Origin of the sequence: Agrobacterium tumefaciens, assembly GCA_025559845.1 — a bacterium.
Taxonomy (GTDB): domain Bacteria; phylum Pseudomonadota; class Alphaproteobacteria; order Rhizobiales; family Rhizobiaceae; genus Agrobacterium.
On record CP048471.1, the window covers coordinates 382,890 to 401,476 of the forward strand.

The 18,587-nt window shown below is 56.7% G+C and carries 14 protein-coding genes and 1 pseudogene; 11 read left to right on the forward strand and 4 right to left on the reverse strand.

Annotated elements, in window-relative coordinates; all coding sequences use genetic code 11:
- Positions 1-93: 93 nt before the first annotated feature.
- The 11 genes and pseudogenes from FY156_29165 to FY156_29215 all read left to right on the forward strand — a co-directional run bounded on the left by FY156_29165 (position 94) and on the right by FY156_29215 (position 14,494).
- A complete protein-coding gene (locus FY156_29165) occupies positions 94-753 on the forward strand; it encodes a response regulator (GenBank protein ID UXS05592.1) in 660 nt (219 codons plus the stop codon).
- Positions 753-2,111: a hypothetical protein gene (locus FY156_29170; GenBank protein ID UXS05593.1), complete on the forward strand. Its 1,359-nt coding sequence runs from the start codon at positions 753-755 to the stop codon at positions 2,109-2,111. The genes FY156_29165 and FY156_29170 overlap by 1 nt, the downstream gene beginning before the upstream one ends.
- Before the next feature lie 580 nt (positions 2,112-2,691).
- Entirely contained in the window at positions 2,692-3,315 is a 624-nt protein-coding gene (paoA, locus tag FY156_29175; protein UXS05594.1) for an aldehyde dehydrogenase iron-sulfur subunit, read from the forward strand.
- A complete protein-coding gene (locus FY156_29180; GenBank protein UXS05595.1) occupies positions 3,312-4,268 on the forward strand; it encodes a xanthine dehydrogenase family protein subunit M in 957 nt (318 codons plus the stop codon). Before paoA ends, FY156_29180 begins: the two co-directional genes overlap by 4 nt.
- A complete protein-coding gene (locus FY156_29185) occupies positions 4,265-6,463 on the forward strand; it encodes a xanthine dehydrogenase family protein molybdopterin-binding subunit (GenBank protein ID UXS05596.1) in 2,199 nt (732 codons plus the stop codon). The genes FY156_29180 and FY156_29185 overlap by 4 nt, the downstream gene beginning before the upstream one ends.
- A 95-nt stretch (positions 6,464-6,558) precedes the next feature.
- Entirely contained in the window at positions 6,559-7,437 is an 879-nt protein-coding gene (locus FY156_29190) for an XdhC family protein (GenBank protein UXS05637.1), read from the forward strand.
- Between the two features lie 17 nt (positions 7,438-7,454).
- The gene (locus tag FY156_29195) at positions 7,455-8,087 is read left to right on the forward strand and encodes a nucleotidyltransferase family protein (protein ID UXS05597.1); all 633 of its coding nucleotides are present in this window, start codon (positions 7,455-7,457) and stop codon (positions 8,085-8,087) included.
- 669 nt (positions 8,088-8,756) lie between these two features.
- Positions 8,757-9,515, forward strand: a complete 759-nt coding sequence (locus tag FY156_29200) for a damage-inducible mutagenesis protein (protein ID UXS05598.1) — start codon at positions 8,757-8,759, stop codon at positions 9,513-9,515.
- Positions 9,505-10,947 carry a DNA polymerase Y family protein gene (locus FY156_29205; protein UXS05638.1) on the forward strand — a complete coding sequence of 481 codons (1,443 nt, stop codon included), beginning with the start codon at positions 9,505-9,507 and terminating at the stop codon, positions 10,945-10,947. The genes FY156_29200 and FY156_29205 overlap by 11 nt, the downstream gene beginning before the upstream one ends.
- Positions 10,944-14,204: a DNA polymerase III subunit alpha gene (dnaE, locus tag FY156_29210; GenBank protein UXS05599.1), complete on the forward strand. Its 3,261-nt coding sequence runs from the start codon at positions 10,944-10,946 to the stop codon at positions 14,202-14,204. The genes FY156_29205 and dnaE overlap by 4 nt, the downstream gene beginning before the upstream one ends.
- Before the next feature lie 29 nt (positions 14,205-14,233).
- Positions 14,234-14,494, forward strand: a pseudogene (locus FY156_29215) (hypothetical protein).
- 312 nt (positions 14,495-14,806) lie between these two features.
- Here the strand turns inward: FY156_29215 and FY156_29220 are convergent.
- From FY156_29220 to xth, 4 genes are all read right to left on the reverse strand, one after another.
- On the reverse strand, positions 14,807-16,135 hold the full coding sequence (locus FY156_29220) for a DUF882 domain-containing protein (protein ID UXS05600.1): 1,329 nt from the start codon (positions 16,133-16,135) through the stop codon (positions 14,807-14,809).
- A 529-nt stretch (positions 16,136-16,664) separates the two neighbouring features.
- Positions 16,665-17,282, reverse strand: coding sequence for an exopolysaccharide biosynthesis protein (locus FY156_29225; GenBank protein UXS05639.1), 618 nt, complete (start codon positions 17,280-17,282; stop codon positions 16,665-16,667).
- Positions 17,279-17,590, reverse strand: a complete 312-nt coding sequence (locus tag FY156_29230; GenBank protein UXS05601.1) for a hypothetical protein — start codon at positions 17,588-17,590, stop codon at positions 17,279-17,281. The genes FY156_29225 and FY156_29230 overlap by 4 nt, the downstream gene beginning before the upstream one ends.
- 189 nt (positions 17,591-17,779) lie before the next feature.
- Positions 17,780-18,574, reverse strand: coding sequence for an exodeoxyribonuclease III (gene xth / locus FY156_29235; GenBank protein UXS05602.1), 795 nt, complete (start codon positions 18,572-18,574; stop codon positions 17,780-17,782).
- Between the last annotated feature and the right edge of the window lie 13 nt (positions 18,575-18,587).

Here is an 18,587-nt window from a genome sequence, read left to right on the forward strand (position 1 = left end):
AAACGTCATCAAGCCTGATCTCGCCGCCAGCTTAAGGCAGCCTTAAGGTGGCGAACACACAAGGCGATGAACGTGCTGCTGCCGGAGGTTCCGTTGCGAATACTCATTGTCGAAGATGATCCGATCCTGCTCGATGGTCTGCGGGAAGGGCTGAAACTGGGTGGCTATGTCGCCGATGGCGTCACAAACGCGGCCGATGCTTCCGAGGCGCTGAAGACGGACCGTTTTGACGCGGTCGTGCTCGATGTTATGTTGCCAGATGGGTCCGGGTTGACAATCCTGAGCGATATACGCCGCTCTGGAAGCCAGATCCCAGTCTTGCTGCTGACCGCTAGGGATACGGTGGGGGACCGGATTGACGGTCTCGATGCCGGTGCCGATGACTATCTCGGCAAACCGTTTGACTTGGATGAGGTCGCGGCGCGACTTAGAGCAATTACTCGTCGATCGGCAGGGCGTGCGACAGCGCAGATCAGTCTGCGCGGTCTGACACTTTATCCAGCCTCGATGCAGTTGCTTCGTGGTGAAGAGGAAATATCACTCACACGACGCGAATTCTCCATTCTTCACGCCCTCATGGACAGCCCGCAGACAATCCATTCGAAACACGCGCTCGAAGAACGCCTTTATGGGTGGCAGGAAGACGTAGAAAGCAACACCATAGAGGTTCACATCCATAAACTTCGCGCCAAGCTCGGTACAGCAGCGATCGAGACTGTGCGCGGTGTCGGCTATAGATTGGGAATGGCCTGATGCGCTCGATACGGGTGCGACTGTTTGCAATACTCCTTGCGGCAACTGGTGCAGTCTGGCTGTTTGCGGTCCTCTGGACCTACTTCAGTGTCCAGCATCAAGTGGAAAGGGTTCTCGATGCGCGGCTAACGGAAGCCGCGCGCATGGTCAGTTCTCTTATTACCGATCATCATATCAATGTTGCCTCAACCGTTGAGCAAAACCAGGCTAGTGGGGTGGACATGACGCTCGACATGCAGGGTGAGTACCGACGGCAGCTCTCCTGTCAGATCTGGTCGCTTGAGGGCAAGCTGATCAGCCGCTCGGACAGCGCTCCACAGCAATCTCTGACAGACACCAATGACGGCTTTACCGAAACCGTGGTCGACGGCGTCCGCTGGCGTGTCTTTGCAGTCTTCAATCCTAAGCTGAATGTCCGTATCCTTGTTGGCGACAGTATGGAAATTCGGGAAACGCTTGTTGCCGACGTCGTCAAGGGACAACTCGCTCCCGCTGTGGCGATCTTGCCGGCTTTGGCCGTTATCATCTGGCTAAGCGTGGGTAAGGGATTAGGCCCACTTAACAGGATCGCCGCCTTGCTCGGCCAGAGGTCTGCAGAGGAATTGTATGCAATCGAAGAGAAGGACGCGCCGGTCGAAATCAAGCCGTTGCTTAATTCTCTCAATGCGCTTCTTTTGAAGGTGGCTGGCGCCCGCGAGCGTGAAAAGACATTCATCGCCTATGCAGCGCATGAGCTGAAAACGCCGCTGGCTGGCCTGAAGACGCAGGCGCAGGTCGCCCTGCGAAGTCATGAGCAGGAAATCAGGGACAAAGCCCTCGCGCAGATTTCAACAAGCGTGGACCGGACTGCTCGCCTTGTCCGCCAGCTTATCGATCTGGCGTCAGTTGATTCCGTGGATGGTGGTGGCCACCAAGAAAAGGCGCGACTTGACAGAATTGTTGACGGCATTACGTCGGATCTCGACGGTCTGGGCCGCCGTCGTTCCGTTTCCATGCAGACATCCTGCGAGACTGACGAGCTGTTTTCTGTTCGCAACGTCAACCTCTTGCAGCTGGCGCTCCGTAACGTTGTCGAAAATGCCGTGCAATATTCACCAGAGGGTTCGAGCGTTTCTATCGTTGTCCAGCAAACCGAATCCCGTTTTGAAATCGAGGTGACTGACCAGGGCCTTGGAATTCATCCTGATGACCAGGACGAGGTAAGGGAACGCTTCAAACGCGGACAGTCGGCCACAGGCGATGGCAGCGGTCTGGGCCTCGCGATCGTCGATATGGCGATGAAAAAACTTGGTGGAGAGCTCGGGTTTCGTAAACCGGAGAAAGGTTTCACGGTCGTTCTGGCATTGCCAGGCACCTGACGCGCGACCGGCAGGCGTCTTAAGCGGGCCTTAGGGTGAAGAACCCAGCGAGTAATGGAAAAACTCCAACCTTACTTGGCAACCTTATACGGTTCGTTCGTTTATCTCGTTCCGTTCACCGACAGCCATCACATTCGTTTCCTGGACGGAGAGCGGAGGCCTTGCCGTCACCGTGTCGACACGCAGAGGCTTTGGGTTAACGCTTGTCGAGCGGCTTTTATCGGCGGAGTTGCGAGGACAAGCCGAAATCCTTTACCCTGTTGGCGGCGTTACGTGCCGCATCGAAGCTGACATGTCGGAGATATGTTTGGGATCTGACGCGTCCTCACGACGCGAGACGACAGATGCGTTGCAATGACGCGTTTCAACTTCTGACGCATGACATCAATACGGCCCGACTTCGTTGGCAGTTGCTGACACGTGCTGGCAAAAAATTGCCCGATGGTCGTACTGCTTCGGTGTCCATGGCTCAACAATCCATCCACTGCCTACAATTAGTTTGTAACCAATCGTGAAGCTGAAGCGTTAGGGCCACAGGCCGATCGGTCGTTCTGTCAAACCAGTAAAGCGGAGCCTGACGATGCAGTCCAACGCGCAAATGGTCAACTGTCGAAATTATGTTCCCGAGGCGACAGCGAATGCTCGCGACCATGACCGTTCGAAGTCGGACATGTCTACGCCCTCAACACAATTTCGGAGCAAAATCGTCTTTCGCGTCAATGGCGTCTCCCACAATTTGCAACTGGACAATCGCGTAACGTTGCTTGACGCCCTGCGGGAGCATTTACATCTGACGGGCACCAAAAAAGGATGCGATCACGGACAGTGCGGAGCGTGCACCGTGATCGTTGATGGCCGCAGAATAAACGCCTGCCTCACGCTTGCCGTCATGCATCAAGGTCAGGAGATCACGACGATCGAGGGCCTTGGCACCCCTCAAAATCCACATGCAATGCAGCAGGCTTTCGTAGCTCATGACGGCTTTCAGTGCGGTTATTGCACCCCCGGACAAATCTGCTCCTCAGTCGCGGTTCTCCAGGAGATAAGTGAAAACATTCCAAGTCATGTAACACGCAACCTGACATCACCGGTTGTTGCAAACCGCGCTGAGCTACGTGAACGCATGAGCGGCAACCTCTGTCGATGCGGAGCTTACTCCAACATTATCGATGCGATCTGCGAAGTCGGAGGTGTGGAGGGATGAGACCTTTCAGCTACGAACGCCCGAACTCGATCACAGACGCATGCAAGGCTGTCGCAGTGAACCCCGATGCGATGTTCATCGCAGGTGGTACGAACCTGCTTGATCTGATGAAACTCGAAATCGAGCATCCATTACATCTTGTTGACGTGAACGGGCTCGGACTGGACAAGATCGAGCAAACAGAGGAAGGCGGCTTACGCATCGGCGCTCTGGTCAGAAACAGTGACCTGGCAGCGCATGAGGTGGTGCGGCGGGATTACGGGCTTCTCACGAGAGCGCTGGTGGCAGGTGCATCAGGCCAGTTGAGAAACAAGGCAACGACCGCAGGCAACCTCCTGCAGCGAACGCGCTGCCCATATTTTTACGATACAAACCAGCCGTGCAACAAGCGTCAGCCGGGAAGCGGCTGCTCTGCTATCGGAGGATTTACGCGTCAGCATGCCATCATCGGACACTCCAAGGACTGTATTGCCACCCATCCGAGCGACATGGCGATTGCGCTACGTACTCTTGATGCCATTGTCGAAACGGTCAGATTGGATGGCACTCGTCGCTCGATCTCCATTTCTGACTTTCATCGCCTTCCCGGCAACACACCTGAAAGAGACACAGTCCTCGATGATGGAGAACTGGTGCTGGCCATCACACTCCCGGCGCCGATTGGCGGCAGGCAGATATACAGAAAGGTCAGGGACCGGGCATCTTATGCTTTCGCACTCATCTCGATTGGTGCGGTAATCTTCGAAGATGGTACCGGCCGTTTCACCGTTGGCGGTGTAGCCCACAAACCCTGGCGCGTCGCTGATGCCGATACCGTGCTACCGGACGGTGCGTCTGCTGCGACGTCTCGCCTCCTCGCCGAGGCGAAGCCAAGCGAACAAAACGCCTTCAAGATCGCGCTTGTTGAACGGACACTTGGCGCTGTCGTCGCCGAAGCGGGGAACAGATCATGAAATTCGACCGACCATCCGGCATCAACCCCATCGACCAGTTGCGCGTTGTTGGAAAGGCACATCCACGTATCGACGGTCTCCTCAAGGTCACGGGCAAGGCGACGTATGCCTTCGAATGGAGCGATGAGGAAAAACCGTGCGCATACGGGTATCCGGTCTGTTCATCGATAGCGAAAGGCACCATCGTGTCGATCGATACGTCGGCAGCTCGTGGTGCGGACGGCGTTATCGCTGTGGTGACATCCCTGGATGTTGGCGAACTCGAAAAGGGTGAATACAACACGGCGAGCCTGTTCGGAGGAAACCGTATACAGCATTACCACCAGGCAATTGCGTTGGTGGTGGCCTCTTCATTCGAGCAGGCAAGGGCTGCCGCCGGCCTCGTCAAGGTCGAGTACCATCAAACGGCTGGCGAATTTGATCTTCATCAGGCAAAAGAAGCGGCTGTAACACCAGATCCTTCTCAGGAACCCGAGACATCGACGGGGGATTTCCTGGCTGCTTATCGCGCTTCACCCGTCGTACTCGATGAGACGTACGTCACGCCTGACCAGTCACACGCAATGATGGAACCGCACGCCTCCATTGCTCAATGGGACGGTGATCGTCTGAAGCTTTGGACGTCAAGTCAGATGATCGACTGGTGGCGCTCGGATCTCGCCACAACCCTGGGGATCGATAAGGAGAATATCGACTTGATGTCCCCCTTCGTTGGTGGCGGGTTTGGCGGAAAGCTGTTCTTGCGGTCTGACGCCGTGCTGGCGGCTTTGGGCGCCAAAGCAAGTGGACAGCGGGTCAAGGTCGCCTTACCCCGTCCGATCATCGCTAACAATACCACGCACCGTCCGGCGACTATCCAGCGAATCCGCATCGGTGCCGGTCACGACGGTAAGATCAATGCGATTGCGCATGAAAGCTGGTCCGGGGATCTTGAGGGCGGGAACCCTGAGACGGCAGTCAATCAGACGCGACTGCTTTATGCCGGCGATAACCGGATGACGGCCATGAAGCTTGCGACGCTTGATTTGCCGGAGGGAAATGCAATGCGAGCCCCGGGTGAAACCCCGGGCCTGATGGCTCTGGAGATTGCCATTGACGAGGTCGCGGACAAGCTGGACATGGACCCGGTCGAATTCCGCATCATCAATGATACCCAGGTTGATCCGGAAAAGCCTGAACGCCCGTTTTCGCATCGAGATCTTATTGGATGTCTTCGCCGCGGCGCAGACCTCTTTGGGTGGAACGAAAGGGGAAAAACCGGTCAACGTCGGCACGGTGAGCAATTGATCGGAATGGGCGTCGCGGCAGCGTTTCGCAACAACCTCGTCGTTCCCTCAGGTGCGCGCGTCAGGCTGAACAATAAGGGCGTTGTAACTGTCGAAACCGACATGACCGACATCGGCACAGGGAGTTACACGATCATTGCCCAAACTGCAGCGGAAATGATGGGCACGGAGATCGACAAGGTCGTTGTGAAGCTCGGCGATTCCGGTTTTCCCGTCTCTGCAGGTTCTGGCGGGCAGTTCGGTGCAAATTCTGCCACTTCAGGCGTTTATGCGGCATGCGTGAAGTTACGGGAGACCGTTGCGCAAAAACTCGGCTTCAACGGTCCAGACGTCGTTTTCGAGAACGGAAAAGTCCGCTCGGGTAACAGATCTGTTTCACTTGAGGAGGCTGCAGGCGAAGAGGGCGTTGCGGTTGAGGATACAATTGAATGGGGCGATCTGACGAAGACCCATCAGCAATCGACATTTGGTGCGCATTTTGTCGAGGTCGGCGTCGATGTTGCAACCGGCGAAACGAGAATAAGGCGTATGCTGGCGGTCTGTGCCGCTGGACGAATACTCAATCCAATGACCGCTCGAAGTCAGGTGATTGGTGCGATGACGATGGGGGCTGGGGCAGCATTGAGCGAAGAGCTCGTGGTCGACAAACGCCTCGGCTTTTTCGTCAATCACGACCTGGCCGGGTACGAGATACCAGTCCATGCCGACATTCCCCATCAGGATGTTGTCTTCATGGATGAGACCGATCCGATGTCTTCGCCAATGAAGGCAAAAGGAGTGGGCGAACTCGGTCTGTGCGGTGTGTCCGCAGCGATTGCAAATGCGATTTATAACGCCACGGGCATCCGCGTCAGGGATTATCCGATCACCCTCGATAAGCTTGTCGGGAAACTTCCGAAGGTTGCGTGAACGCCCACTGTCGATCGCTGATATCTGCGATCGGCACAAGGACAGAGAGGTTCCGAGTGGTTCATGTTTCTGAAAAACGTCCCGTTCGTGTCCACATGGCGGACGACCCGCTCGATCTGATCAGGTTTGCAATCGATGCTTATCGTGTAGGGCAGGTTGCATTGGCGACCCTTGTCGATATCCGCGGCGGAGCGGCACGCTCTCTCGGTTCGCATGTAGTTGTGGCCGAGGATGGGCGTTATTGCGGCTATGTGTCAGGAGGATGTGTAGAGGCAGCCGTTGCAGCCGAGGCCCTTCTGGCGATGGCGGAAGGCCGAGACCGGGTTGTAAAATTCGGAGAGGGGTCGCGCTACTTCGATATCCGGTTGCCCTGTGGCGGCGGAATTTCAGTTGCCATCCATTGTCTTCGTGATATCGGGCCGCTTGAGTACGTCGCTCGTTGTCTTTCAGACAGAAGGCCGGTCGGTTTGCAATTTTCCATGTGCAGACAAAGCCTCTCGATCACGGGGAAGGTTTCCCGCCCGAAATGGTCGAGTGAGGAATTCACCGTCTCCTATCGACCTAAAACACGGATCGTACTGTGCGGCCAGATGGGCGAAAAGGAGGCCGTTAAGCGTTTGGCGCTCGTGTCGGGATACGACGTCGTAGACGATTCCTCTACGCCGCAGGCGCTTGCGCTCCAAGCAGTAATAGACAGGCATACGGCAGTGGTATTGCTGCACCACGATATTGATGCAGAAAGAGATATGCTGATGCAAGCTCTCAGGTCACCTGCATTCTACATAGGGGCTCTCGGCAGCAGTCGTACTCATCACAGACGCGTTAAAAAGCTCACAGAGGCTGGATATGGATTTGAGGACATCAACCGCATCAAAGCGCCGATCGGCCTCTTTGGCCCGACCCGCGACATCGCATCGCTTGCGATTTCTGTCATAGCCGATGTTTCAGCCTCAAGGCTTGAGCAATTCGGTTGAAAGCCGCGGGGGTGGAAATGGATCCAGATGTAGCTATTGTGCTCCTCGCAGCCGGGAAATCCACGCGGATGGGGTCGACACGTCACAAGCTGCTTGAAAAGATTGACGGCATTCCGGTTATCAGATGGTCCGCCTCGAATGCGCTGGCCTGTCGAGCGAAAACTGTCTTTGTAGTGACAGGATGCCGACACCACGAGGTGGAGGAGGCGCTCCGCAACCTTGATGTGTTTGTCGTGCGCAATCATGCTTTTTCAGAGGGGATGGCGAGTTCCATCGTCGCCGGCGTTGACCAGGCGATGCGCGAAGAGCCGGACGGGATCATGATCATGCTGGCCGACATGCCAGCAATGACGTCATCCCACCTGGATCGTCTTATTGGACGTTTCGCTGAACAGGGATGCCAGGCAATTATTCGAGCCACCTCCCAGGGCGCTCCAAAGAATCCGGTTATTTTTCCCCGTCGTGATTTTTGTTCATTGCTCAAACTGCGTGGAGACAATGGTGCAAAGCTTTTCTTAGCAGAAAGCCGCCTGTCCGTGTTCGATGTGGAACTCGGCGACATTGCGCTTCTCGATATCGATACTCCGGTCGAGTTCGATACGATGAGGGATCTTCTGACCGGAGCGTCGCCTCTTCAAGTTCCCGGCTAACCTGGTGGGGGAAGCAATGGGATCTGTCAATTTTGTCGACCTCGAAGAAATACCTAAAACCGTTCAGACCATGATCGAGATGCGCGTACGCAATGCCGTCCACTCGGTTTCTGTTTTGCAGGAAAAGCCGTACCCCGTATATGAGGATTGAAAAGCCGTGAAGCCTTGCTTCGCCGTTAGTGGCAGCTCGATGCATTCTTGAAAATCACTCTAGGTGTTCAACTTATTTGGGAAGTTTCATTCCAATTCAAGAAGAAAGCGAAGTTCTCAGCTCGCAAGGGTATTGTGAAGCCCACATTGGAGGTCTTGGTGCGTGAAACGCCCGCGGAACTGAAGCGCAGGTTTGTGGGTTGGCACTCATCGACATCTAGCATCAACAACAAATTGGTCCCTAGGGTTCTGGCCATGGTGTGAGGCACACTCGTCTCACGTCTCTCCACTGCTGGCATAACTAGATCTCACACAAAAATATTTGATGATGGTCTTCATCGAGTTGGGAAGCTAGGGCCCTGATTCGATTTGCACTTCCACACGTGAGGCTCGAGCCTGCCGTGGAAAGGAAAAACTCCCCCGCTTGACTCTAGATCGCAACAGGAACAAAAGAAGAACATTAGCATTTATGGACATTACGTCCACCCCTCAACGTGTGCCGAAGGAGGACCGCGAACGATGTTGCATGCGCGTACCTCAAGACTGATCGACGATCTCAGGGAGCGGATCGCCCACCTCGAAGGCGCTGCTGCGCGCAAGGCTACAACATTGCCGTTCGGCGTACGCCAGATCGATGAGCACCTTCCGGGTGGCGGGATTGCCTTTGGCGCTCTTCATGAGTTTGCAGGCGGTGGAGCAGGGACTGTCGACGGCGCTGCGGCTGCGTTGTTTGCCGCCGGTATTGCAGCCCGATCGAAGGGAAAGGTCCTCTGGTGTCTCACCCGTCCCGATCTCTTTGCTCCAGCCATTTCGCAGGCGGGGCTCCACCCCGACCGCGTAATCTATTGCGAGGGTGACAAGGATGAGGACGTGCTGGCTTCGATGGAGGAAGGGCTTTCCTTCGGTGGCTTTGGAGCGGTCGTTGGAGAACTCGTCCGTCTCCCAATGACCGCATCCCGCCGTCTGCATCTTGCGGCCGAGCGGACAGGCAGCATGGGCCTCGTCGTTCGACGGTGGCGACGGCAGAACGAGGCGTCTGACTACGGCAGTCCGACAGCCTCGACAACCAGATGGCGCGTCAGCGTGTTGCCATCGGAAAGCTTGCCGGTCGCAGGCGTTGGAAGGGCGCGATGGCTGGCGGAATTGCTGAGAGTGAAAGCAGGCGAGTGTGCTGAGTTTGAAATAGGAGCCTGTGATGCCAAGGGTCGTATCTGTTTACTTCCCGTTTTTGCCGACCGACCGGATACGCCGGCATGGCGAGGGAGCCGTGCCGGCTGACAAACCCCTTGTGGTGATCTCGAGGTCCGGTTCAAAGCGTTGGGTGTCGGCAGCGGACGCCGCCGCACGCAAGGTTGGTCTGCATATCGGCATGGCGGCGAGCAAGGCGCAGGCGGTCATTTCTGATCTTGCCATGCTGGATGCTGACCCCGTTGCGGATGCCGCAGCCCTGGAACGATTGGCACTCTGGGCGCTCAGACAATACAGCCCCGTTGTCGCAATAGATGGTGCCGACGGGATCGTCATGGATACCGAAGGTGCTGACCATCTGCGTGGAGGCGAGGAGGTGATGATATCAGGGCTGGTCAATGTGCTGCGCAGCCGCGGCCTGACGGCGCGTGCCGCAGTGACAGATAGCTGGGGAGCATCGCATGCAATAACGCGACTGACATCTGCGGAGACAACAGTTGTGCCGGTTGGTGACATACAGAAAACCGTCGTCGGTCTTCCCATCCACTGTCTGCGCCTGCCCTCGGATACGGTTCAGGGACTTCGCATTCTGGGTGTCGAGACAGTCGGGGAACTGTCGGCCATGCCAAGAGCACCGCTGACGCTGCGATTTGGTCCGGAGCCAAGACGACGTCTGGACCAACTTTTCGGTCGTCTTGCCGAGCCGATCGAGCCAATTCGGACGCCGGAACTTGTCGAGGTCTTTCGCAATTTCCAGGAACCCATAGGCGCTGCTGAAACCATCGAGAAATACGTTCGTCGTCTCGTGTCGCAATTGACCCTTGAACTGGAAAAGCGTGGCCTCGGTGTGCGTCGATCAGACCTCATAATCCACCGCGTCGACAACACACGCCAATGTCTGCGTGCAGGGCTTGCCAAACCGGTGCGCGATCCATCACGGCTGTCCAAGCTTTTGTGCGATCGCATCGAAAAGATCGATCCCGGCTTCGGCATCGAGAAGCTGGTGCTGGTGGCGATCATGACCGAGCCTTTGGAGGAGAAGCAGGCGGCCTCAACGCTGATCGAGGAAGAGGTGGTCGACATCACACCGATCGTCGATATTCTCGGCAATCGCGGCCAACGCCTCTATCGGATGACACCCGTAGCCTCTGATGTCCCCGAGAGATCGGTGGTTCGTATCGCTCCTGCTGCTTTGGAAACTGGAGCCGATTGGGCATCCAGATGGCCAAGACCATCGCGATTGTTTGCTTATCCTGAGCGCATTGACGTTGTTGCACTGTTGCCCGACCAGCCGCCGGCTGTGTTCACCTGGCGGGGCAAGCGCCGCCGCGTGAAGCGTGCCGATGGACCAGAGCGGATATTCGGGGAGTGGTGGCAGCGTCCACGGGAAATGCAGGCGGTGCGGGATTACTTCGTTGTCGAAGATGATCTTGGCGAGCGTTACTGGGTCTACCGCACCGGCGACGGCGTTCACACCGAGACCGGTTCCCACGAGTGGTTCCTTCATGGAGTGTTCGGATGAACTACGCCGAGCTTCAGGTCACGACGCATTTTTCGTTTCTGCGCGGTGCATCAAGTGCCGACGAGCTGTTTGCGCGAGCGGCAGAGCTTGGGATCGACGCTCTTGGTGTTGTTGACCGCAATTCCCTTGCTGGCATCGTTCGTGCCTGGGAGGCCGCAAAGACGACGGGGGTCAGGCTGGTCGTTGGTTGCCGGCTCGACCTTGCCGATGGCATGTCGGTCCTTGTCTATCCGACCGATCGTCCAGCCTATTCGCGCCTCACCCGTCTGCTATCCCTCGGCAAAAGCCGGGGAGGCAAGGCAAAGTGCATCCTCGATCTCACCGATCTTGAAGCCTATGGCGAAGGGTTGATTGCAATCCTCATTCCTGACGAGGCGGATGATGGTTATGTCAGCCAGTTGCGCCAGGTGTCGAAAATCTTCGGCGACCGGGCCTATGTAAGCCTTTGTCTGCGCCGCAGACCCAATGACAGGCTTCGTCTCCACCAGCTTTCGAATATGGCGTTCCGGCACAAGGTGAAGACGGTCGTGACGAACGATGTCCTGTTCCACGATCCCTCCCGTCGCCAGCTTCAGGATGTTGTCACCTGCATTCGAAACACAACAACGATCGACAATGTCGGCTTCGACCGCGAGCGGCACGCGGACCGGTTCATCAAACCGCCCGAGGAGATGCAGCGGTTGTTTTCAGAGTATCCGGAAGCACTGGCCCGCACACGGGAGATCGTCGATCGCTGCCGTTTCGATATGAGTGAGCTTCAATATCAGTACCCAGAAGAAGCCATGGTGCCGGGTCTCGATGCGCAGCAGTCATTGACCAAATTCACCTGGGAAGGAGCGGCGGATCGCTATCCGGAGGGTATCCCCGACAAGGTTCGCAAGGCCATCCTGCATGAGCTCGATCTGATCCGCATCATGAAATACGCACCGTATTTCCTGACAGTCTTTTCGATCGTGCGGTTTGCTCGATCAAACAACATTCTTTGTCAGGGGCGTGGATCGGCGGCAAACAGTGCCGTCTGTTATTGCCTTGGCATCACGTCGATCAATCCCGAAACATCGGACCTTCTGTTCGAACGCTTTGTCTCGATGGAGCGCGACGAGCCGCCCGATATTGACGTGGATTTCGAGCACAATCGCCGCGAAGAAGTGATCCAGTGGATTTACTCCACCTATGGCCGTAGCCGGTCTGCACTCTGCTCTACCGTGACCCGCTACAGGGCAAAGGGGGCGCTGCGCGATGTCGGCAAGGCGCTTGGTCTTCCCGAGGACCTGATCGGCCAGCTCTCGTCCGGCATATGGGGGTGGTCAAAGGACGGTGTGGGAGAAAAGCAGCTCAAGGAAAACAACATGAACACCTCAGACTACCGTCTGCGGCTTGCGTTGGAGCTGGCAGGTCAACTCATGGGCGCACCCCGCCACCTTGGTCAGCATCCGGGAGGCTTTGTGCTAACGCAGGACAGGCTGGACGACCTCGTGCCGATCGAGCCTGCCGCCATGGACGATCGGCAGGTGGTCGAATGGGACAAGGACGACATCGAAGCCCTGAAGTTCATGAAGGTCGATGTGCTTGCGCTCGGGATGCTGTCGTGCATGGCGCGGTCGTTTGAACTCCTTTGCGAATACAAAGCGCTACCCATGGGGCTCGCTGATATTCCCCAGGAGGATAGCCGAACCTATGCGATGATCAGAAAAGCCGACACACTGGGCACATTCCAGATCGAGAGCCGTGCGCAGATGGCGATGTTGCCCCGCTTGAAGCCCAGAACATTTTATGACCTTGTCGTTCAGGTGGCGATCGTCAGACCTGGCCCGATCCAGGGCGACATGGTGCATCCTTACCTGAGGCGGCGCGAGGGCAAGGAAAAGGTCGAATATCCGACGCCTGAACTTGAGGCCGTGCTTGGCAAGACCCTTGGCGTCCCTCTCTTTCAGGAAAGCGCCATGAAGGTGGCGATGACCTGCGCCGGCTTTACCGCTGGCGAAGCGGATCAGTTGAGACGGGCGATGGCGACATTCAAGTTTACCGGCGGTGTCAGCAAGTTCAGGGACAAGCTCGTGGATGGCATGGTCGCCAACGGCTATACACGAGAGTTCGCGGAAAAGACCTTTACCCAGCTTGAAGGCTTCGGCAGCTATGGTTTTCCTGAATCCCATGCGGCTTCGTTTGCACTCATTGCCTATGCTTCGTCCTGGATCAAATGCCACCATCCCGATGTCTTTTGTACTGCGCTGATCAACAGCCAGCCGATGGGATTTTACAGCGTTGCCCAGATTGTCACTGATGCCCGCCAGCACGGTGTCGAAGTCCGGCCTGTCTGCGTCAATGCTTCCAGATGGGACTGCACCATGGAGCCAATCCCGGGAACAGACCGCTTTGCCGTCCGGCTCGGCATGCGGGTCGTCAAAGGTCTGGCGGAAAACGATGCAGCCAGGATCATTCTCACACGTGCAGACGACCGCTTCGCATCCGTTGATGACATGTGGCGGCGGTCCGGGGTTCCAACGGCATCACTGGTGAAGCTCGCGGAAGCCGATGCTTTCCTGCCCTCGCTCAGACTGGAACGGCGGCAAGCGCTCTGGGATATCAAGGCGCTACGGGATGAACCGCTTGAATTGTGGGCAGCGGCAGCCAAACGGGAAGAAAGGATGGTTTGCGAGGTGAAGGAGGCGGAGGTCACGCTGAAATCGATGACCGAGGGAAGGGAGGTTGTCGAAGACTATTCTCACACCGGACTGACATTGAGGGCGCACCCGATGTCGTTTCTGCGCAAGGACCTGGAAGCCAGGCGGATTGTCACCTGTGCCGAGGCCATGGGTGAGCGCGATGGCAGATGGCTGTGGACCGCAGGCCTAGTTCTCGTTCGACAGCGTCCCGGCTCGGCAAAAGGCGTCATGTTCCTGACGCTCGAGGATGAGACGGGAATTGTCAACGCAGTCGTCTGGCCGATGCTCTTCGAACGGCAGAGACGTGTCCTGATGACCGCATCGTTGATGGGCATCCACGGGAAAATCCAGCGGGAAGGCGAGGTCGTGCATCTCGTTGCCCAGCGGCTGTTCGACTTTTCCGAAGAGCTGTCGAAGCTTGGAGAGCGTAATGGCGAGTTTCGGCTGCCGCATGGCCGGGGAGACCAGGTCAAGCATGGTGGTGGCCCTGATCCCCGGGACAATCCGAAGCCCGCCGTGCAGGCGCGGGATATCTATATCCCTGATCTGCACATAGACAGGTTAAAGGTGAAATCGCGGAACTTTCACTAGGACTGGCCGATGAAGAAGGTGCAGGACTTATGAGTTGAATGTCGCAGTTCATCAAGGAACTGGTTCGCGACGCGAACGAAATGGACAGGCTCGGCCCCTTTGAAAAAAGACGCATGCTTGAACGCGCGATAAACATTATTCGCGATTTTCTTGAGCAGATTGGCGCGTCGCAATCGACGTTTAAGCGGGATGTGAGCAGGGCGTTCCTTGAAGCTGCAGGTGCAATTCGTGCGCTGAAAATCCTCATGGATAGTACCCCACAACACCACGACGAAGGCCAGGACGTGTGATGCGCGCTTTGATGAGATGCTAGGACGGCAAGGGGTTCGGCACAGGGTGGGTCCACCGTTGCAGGATAGCACACTGAAAGCTGTTCGTGACGCATGAGGGGAACCAAATCTCTGTATCGGCGTTACAGAGACAGCCAGGCATCCCCGTCCCTCAGCAACGCCTGGCACCCTCTAAAAGTGGCGCGTCCTTCTCCATAAGGCGTGCCACTTTCGTTTTGTTCATCTGACTGGCGGCTTTCGACTAACAGCAGATGACGGGATCAGCTCATGCACGAGGTTGGTGACCATTGCGAGTGGCCAACAGTAGCAGTTCTATAATCTCGAAGCGATGCTCCCGCCTCCGTTTCCTTTGGCTGTGTGGTCCATTAACAGGCGGTCTGTCAGCCCTGGCGCGAGCATGGCAACCTTCCTGTCCGGTGGAGAAATAGCCCAGCCAATCAGTAGATCCATGCTGTCCAGTTCGTCTTCCTCATCCGCCTCGACGGCTTCAAAAGGCAACGAGGCGATTGACGATTGAGGCTCCCTGAAGGCCGTCCCGTGGTCTGCGGCAACACGATTGAAACCGGCAGGGCGATCGAGCAAGGCTGCGGTGACATTTGTCGGCGCCGGCATCTGGGGAGTTGGTCGGGCAGAGGGAATTACGCCAATGGACGCAGTGACGATCGCATCCGTCGGCGTGTCCGAGACGGCCGGTCTCAGGATAGGGGCAGGCACCGTGAGTGCAACAACGTCCACGCTTTCCGCGTCATCCTCATCGTCTAAAAATGGCCGGGGAGGGCGGCTTTTCGGGAGCGGCAACATTGCCGTGAGGAGACTATCCCTGTCTTCAGCCGTTGGGTCGGCATCTCGTCCTGAATCGCTTTTTGCGCGCGACGGTGCGTTGGACGAGGCCAACCGGGATGCGACCTGGATTGATTGCGGTCCCACGCGCCGTTTATAGTCGGCAAGAGCAACGTCATAGCCAGGAAGGTGCCTTCCGTCTGGCGGCAGATGCAACGTGCGGCCGTCCGGGAAAAGGGCGATCAGTTCCTGCCGCGTCATGCGCGGCCAAGCACGAACGCCACCCACGTCGACGTGGATAAACGGTGAGCCTGATGTCGGGTAGTATCCGACGCCTCCCGCCTGCATCTGGATCGCGAGCCTGCGAAGCGTCGAGAGCTTTACGCCTGGAATGAAGAAATCCATCGCCTTTCCCTGCATGTGGAGGCTTTTCTTGGCAACGCCCGTTGCTCTGGAGCGACCACGCAATTTGGCGTTCGTGGCGGGGGAGCGATAACCGGAAACGACGTGAATATAGTTTCGCGTGTTTGAGCGCTTGTAGATCTCCCAGACGATGTCGAGGAGCCTTGGATCCATCCTACCACTTTCGTTGCGTCGCCAGTCGCGAAGGAGCCGGTTGACCTTCTGCAGGCCGGCCTGATCAAAGCGTCCATTGCGCTTGTAGGTGATTGTCGCCTTTTCCCCGGTGTGTACGAAATAGAGCTTCAGCGAACGGTCTTCGGCCGCAGCGAGCGAGGTAAATCCGAGGAGAACTGCAACAGTAAGTGCTGCCACCTGGCTCGCTTTTACGAAGCACCTGAACAGGTCGGCTAGGCCAACCGATCGAAAACCGGACGACGTGATACTCTTCAACTTCGACACTCGCTACGCGTTACGTTTCAAAAGCAGCGGCGGCCGCACTGGCGCATTCCGCTCTGAACTGCGAGCAATCATGGTCAATAAAGGGTTAAGAGGTCATTGACACCAGATGGCAGTCAGAGCGTGAAGGATCACAACGGCGTTATTTGGTTGTGGTCGTGGGCTGAGCGTCTGCACTCCCGCGACACCGGGTTTGGAAGCCGGTGCGGATAAAATTCACCGCGCCCTGTTCACGCTCTGGCAAAGTTCTTAGATCAGCGCATGCTGCAATTTGGGACAATAAAAAAGGCCGGGGCGAATTCGCACCGACCTTCCTCGATGTTTGCTACCTACCAGTGCCAGTACATCCGTGGTCAAAAGCCTGAGCAAACGTGCGTCACGAGCGGGATAATCCGTTCCTCAGCGACACGCATGAAAAACTTGTAAAGACCGTTTGTGTTGAAAGTGAGGTGTGTTCAGGGCGACGCTTGCGCAAGCCCACTCAAATTGCCGTCAATCCTTGTTTTTCTGGAAGTACGAAAAGCGTGCTCGCTCAGAACCATGGAACAAGGCTGGCTGCCGTATAGAGAAGTGCTACCGTCACGCCCAATGCGACCAGCGTCAAACCGAGCCCGAGTGAGACCACGAGGCCATCGCGTTCGATCAGGCCAATCGCGATGACGCAGAGTGCCGCGACAGGCGCGATGTTGCCGAAGGGGATCGGCAGGGCAACAGCCACCGCAAGGCAAAAGACAGGCAGGGCAAGCAAGTAGGTCACTCGTGGACCGGACAATGCTTTCATTCGACCTGGTTCAACAAAACGCTCGATCCTGCGAACCAGTGGCGAGGCATGACGCTCGAGCGCACCGAATGCCTTCGCCGATATCCGGCGATCTCCGATCAAGGATGGCAACCATAAGGACTTTAGCCCAAACGCCAGTTGAAGCGATACAATCGCCAGTGCTGACCCGAACAACATTCCAAAAGGCCCTGGAATCGGGATCATTGCCGGAAGCGCCAGAAGCAGGATCACGAAACCGAAGCCGGATTTCCCCATCAGGCGAAGCGTTTCTGTAATTGTGAGGCCGTCCTGCAATTGAGCCTCCTCGACAAGCCTTGAGAGGGTGGCAGATGCCTTACTGGTGCCGTTTTGATAAGTCGCCAAGGTCAGCCTTCAGCTTCGCGGTTAGTTTCAGATTTGATCAGTGCGCGCAGCGCCGCACATTTGGGGTCTTTTGCCTCAAAGAGGTTATCTGGAGACGTCCATCCCGTCGAAATGCCGACAGCCGTTGCTATTGCCCAACCGGGCTCATTTCCGGCTCTGTCGAAGAGACGGGGTACCTGGGTCGCCAAACACTGATGTGACTGTTGAACAGCCTCCATGGAGACATTGCCGCGATCAAGCTGCTGTTTTATTTCAGCCTGAAGCGGGTCGACAATAAATATGGCGAACAACCATACAGCGATATCTGCAATCATGATCCCTCCTCGTGGCACGGCGTCATGTCGGTTATAGGTCCGACATCGTGAAAGCGCCGGGACTTTCACCAGAGGGGCCCGGACCAGCGGGTCGAGCCTTCATTTGGGAAACGCAAGGCCGCCGTTCAAGTCCGGGAATGACATCACGCGCTGCGGGACAAAACCATGCGGTGTGAGAAAGCTGGACGATCAAGGGTTCCCTGGGTCTTCGGGAACATCGATCTCGATCATCACCGGAGCGTGGTCGCTTGTATGGTTCCAGCTGCGTGGGTTTCGCCGGACGCTTGCAGATTTCAGCCATGGGGCAGCGACGGGGCTGAGGAGTAGATGGTCGATCCTGAGCCCGGCATCACGCGCGAACGAGTTCCGCCAATATTTCCAGAAGGTGTAGATCCTTTCGTTCGGATGCAAATGCCGGATCGCATCGGTCCATCCCTGGGCAAGAAGTTTGGCGTATGCCTTGCGGACCTCCGGGCGAAACAGCGCGTCGTTACGCCAGCGCTCGGGCTTGTAGACGTCCAGTTCGCCCGGCATCACGTTAAAATCTCCGATCAGCAATACGGGGATTTCCAGGTCGAGCAGTTCCAGTCCGTAGTTCTGCAGCCGCTTGAACCAGCGAAGCTTGTCATCAAACCTGGGGCCCGGTACGGGGTTGCCATTTGGCAGATACAATCCACCAATCAGCAGGCCATTGACCGCGGCCTCGATGTATCGGCTGTGTGCATCATTGGGGTCGCCGGGCAGACCCTTTCTCGTCAAATAGGGTTCCCTTTCCCGGGCGAGGATCGCCACGCCGTTCCAGCTCTTCTGTCCATGCCAGACGGCCCCGTAGCCTGCTTTTTCGATTTCTCGCCACGGAAACTTGTCGTCCGTTGTCTTCAGTTCCTGAAGGCAGACGACGTCGGGTATGTCCTCTTTCAGCCAACGCATGAGAACCTCGAGGCGGCCATTGATACCGTTTACGTTATAGGTTGCAATCTTCATGCGATGCGTGCGG

Bases quoted from the DNA above. Each gene is read 5' to 3' on its own strand.
- FY156_29170 (UXS05593.1), top strand. From the start codon at position 753: ATGCGCTCGATACGGGTGCGACTGTTTGCAATACTCCTTGCGGCAACT.
- FY156_29200 (UXS05598.1), top strand. From the start codon at position 8,757: ATGTTGCATGCGCGTACCTCAAGACTGATCGACGATCTCAGGGAGCGG.
- FY156_29230 (UXS05601.1), bottom strand. From the start codon at position 17,590: ATGATTGCAGATATCGCTGTATGGTTGTTCGCCATATTTATTGTCGAC.
- FY156_29195 (UXS05597.1), top strand. From the start codon at position 7,455: ATGGATCCAGATGTAGCTATTGTGCTCCTCGCAGCCGGGAAATCCACG.
- FY156_29180 (UXS05595.1), top strand. From the start codon at position 3,312: ATGAGACCTTTCAGCTACGAACGCCCGAACTCGATCACAGACGCATGC.
- dnaE (UXS05599.1), top strand. From the start codon at position 10,944: ATGAACTACGCCGAGCTTCAGGTCACGACGCATTTTTCGTTTCTGCGC.
- FY156_29190 (UXS05637.1), top strand. From the start codon at position 6,559: ATGGCGGACGACCCGCTCGATCTGATCAGGTTTGCAATCGATGCTTAT.
- paoA (UXS05594.1), top strand. From the start codon at position 2,692: ATGCAGTCCAACGCGCAAATGGTCAACTGTCGAAATTATGTTCCCGAG.
- xth (UXS05602.1), bottom strand. From the start codon at position 18,574: ATGAAGATTGCAACCTATAACGTAAACGGTATCAATGGCCGCCTCGAG.
- FY156_29185 (UXS05596.1), top strand. From the start codon at position 4,265: ATGAAATTCGACCGACCATCCGGCATCAACCCCATCGACCAGTTGCGC.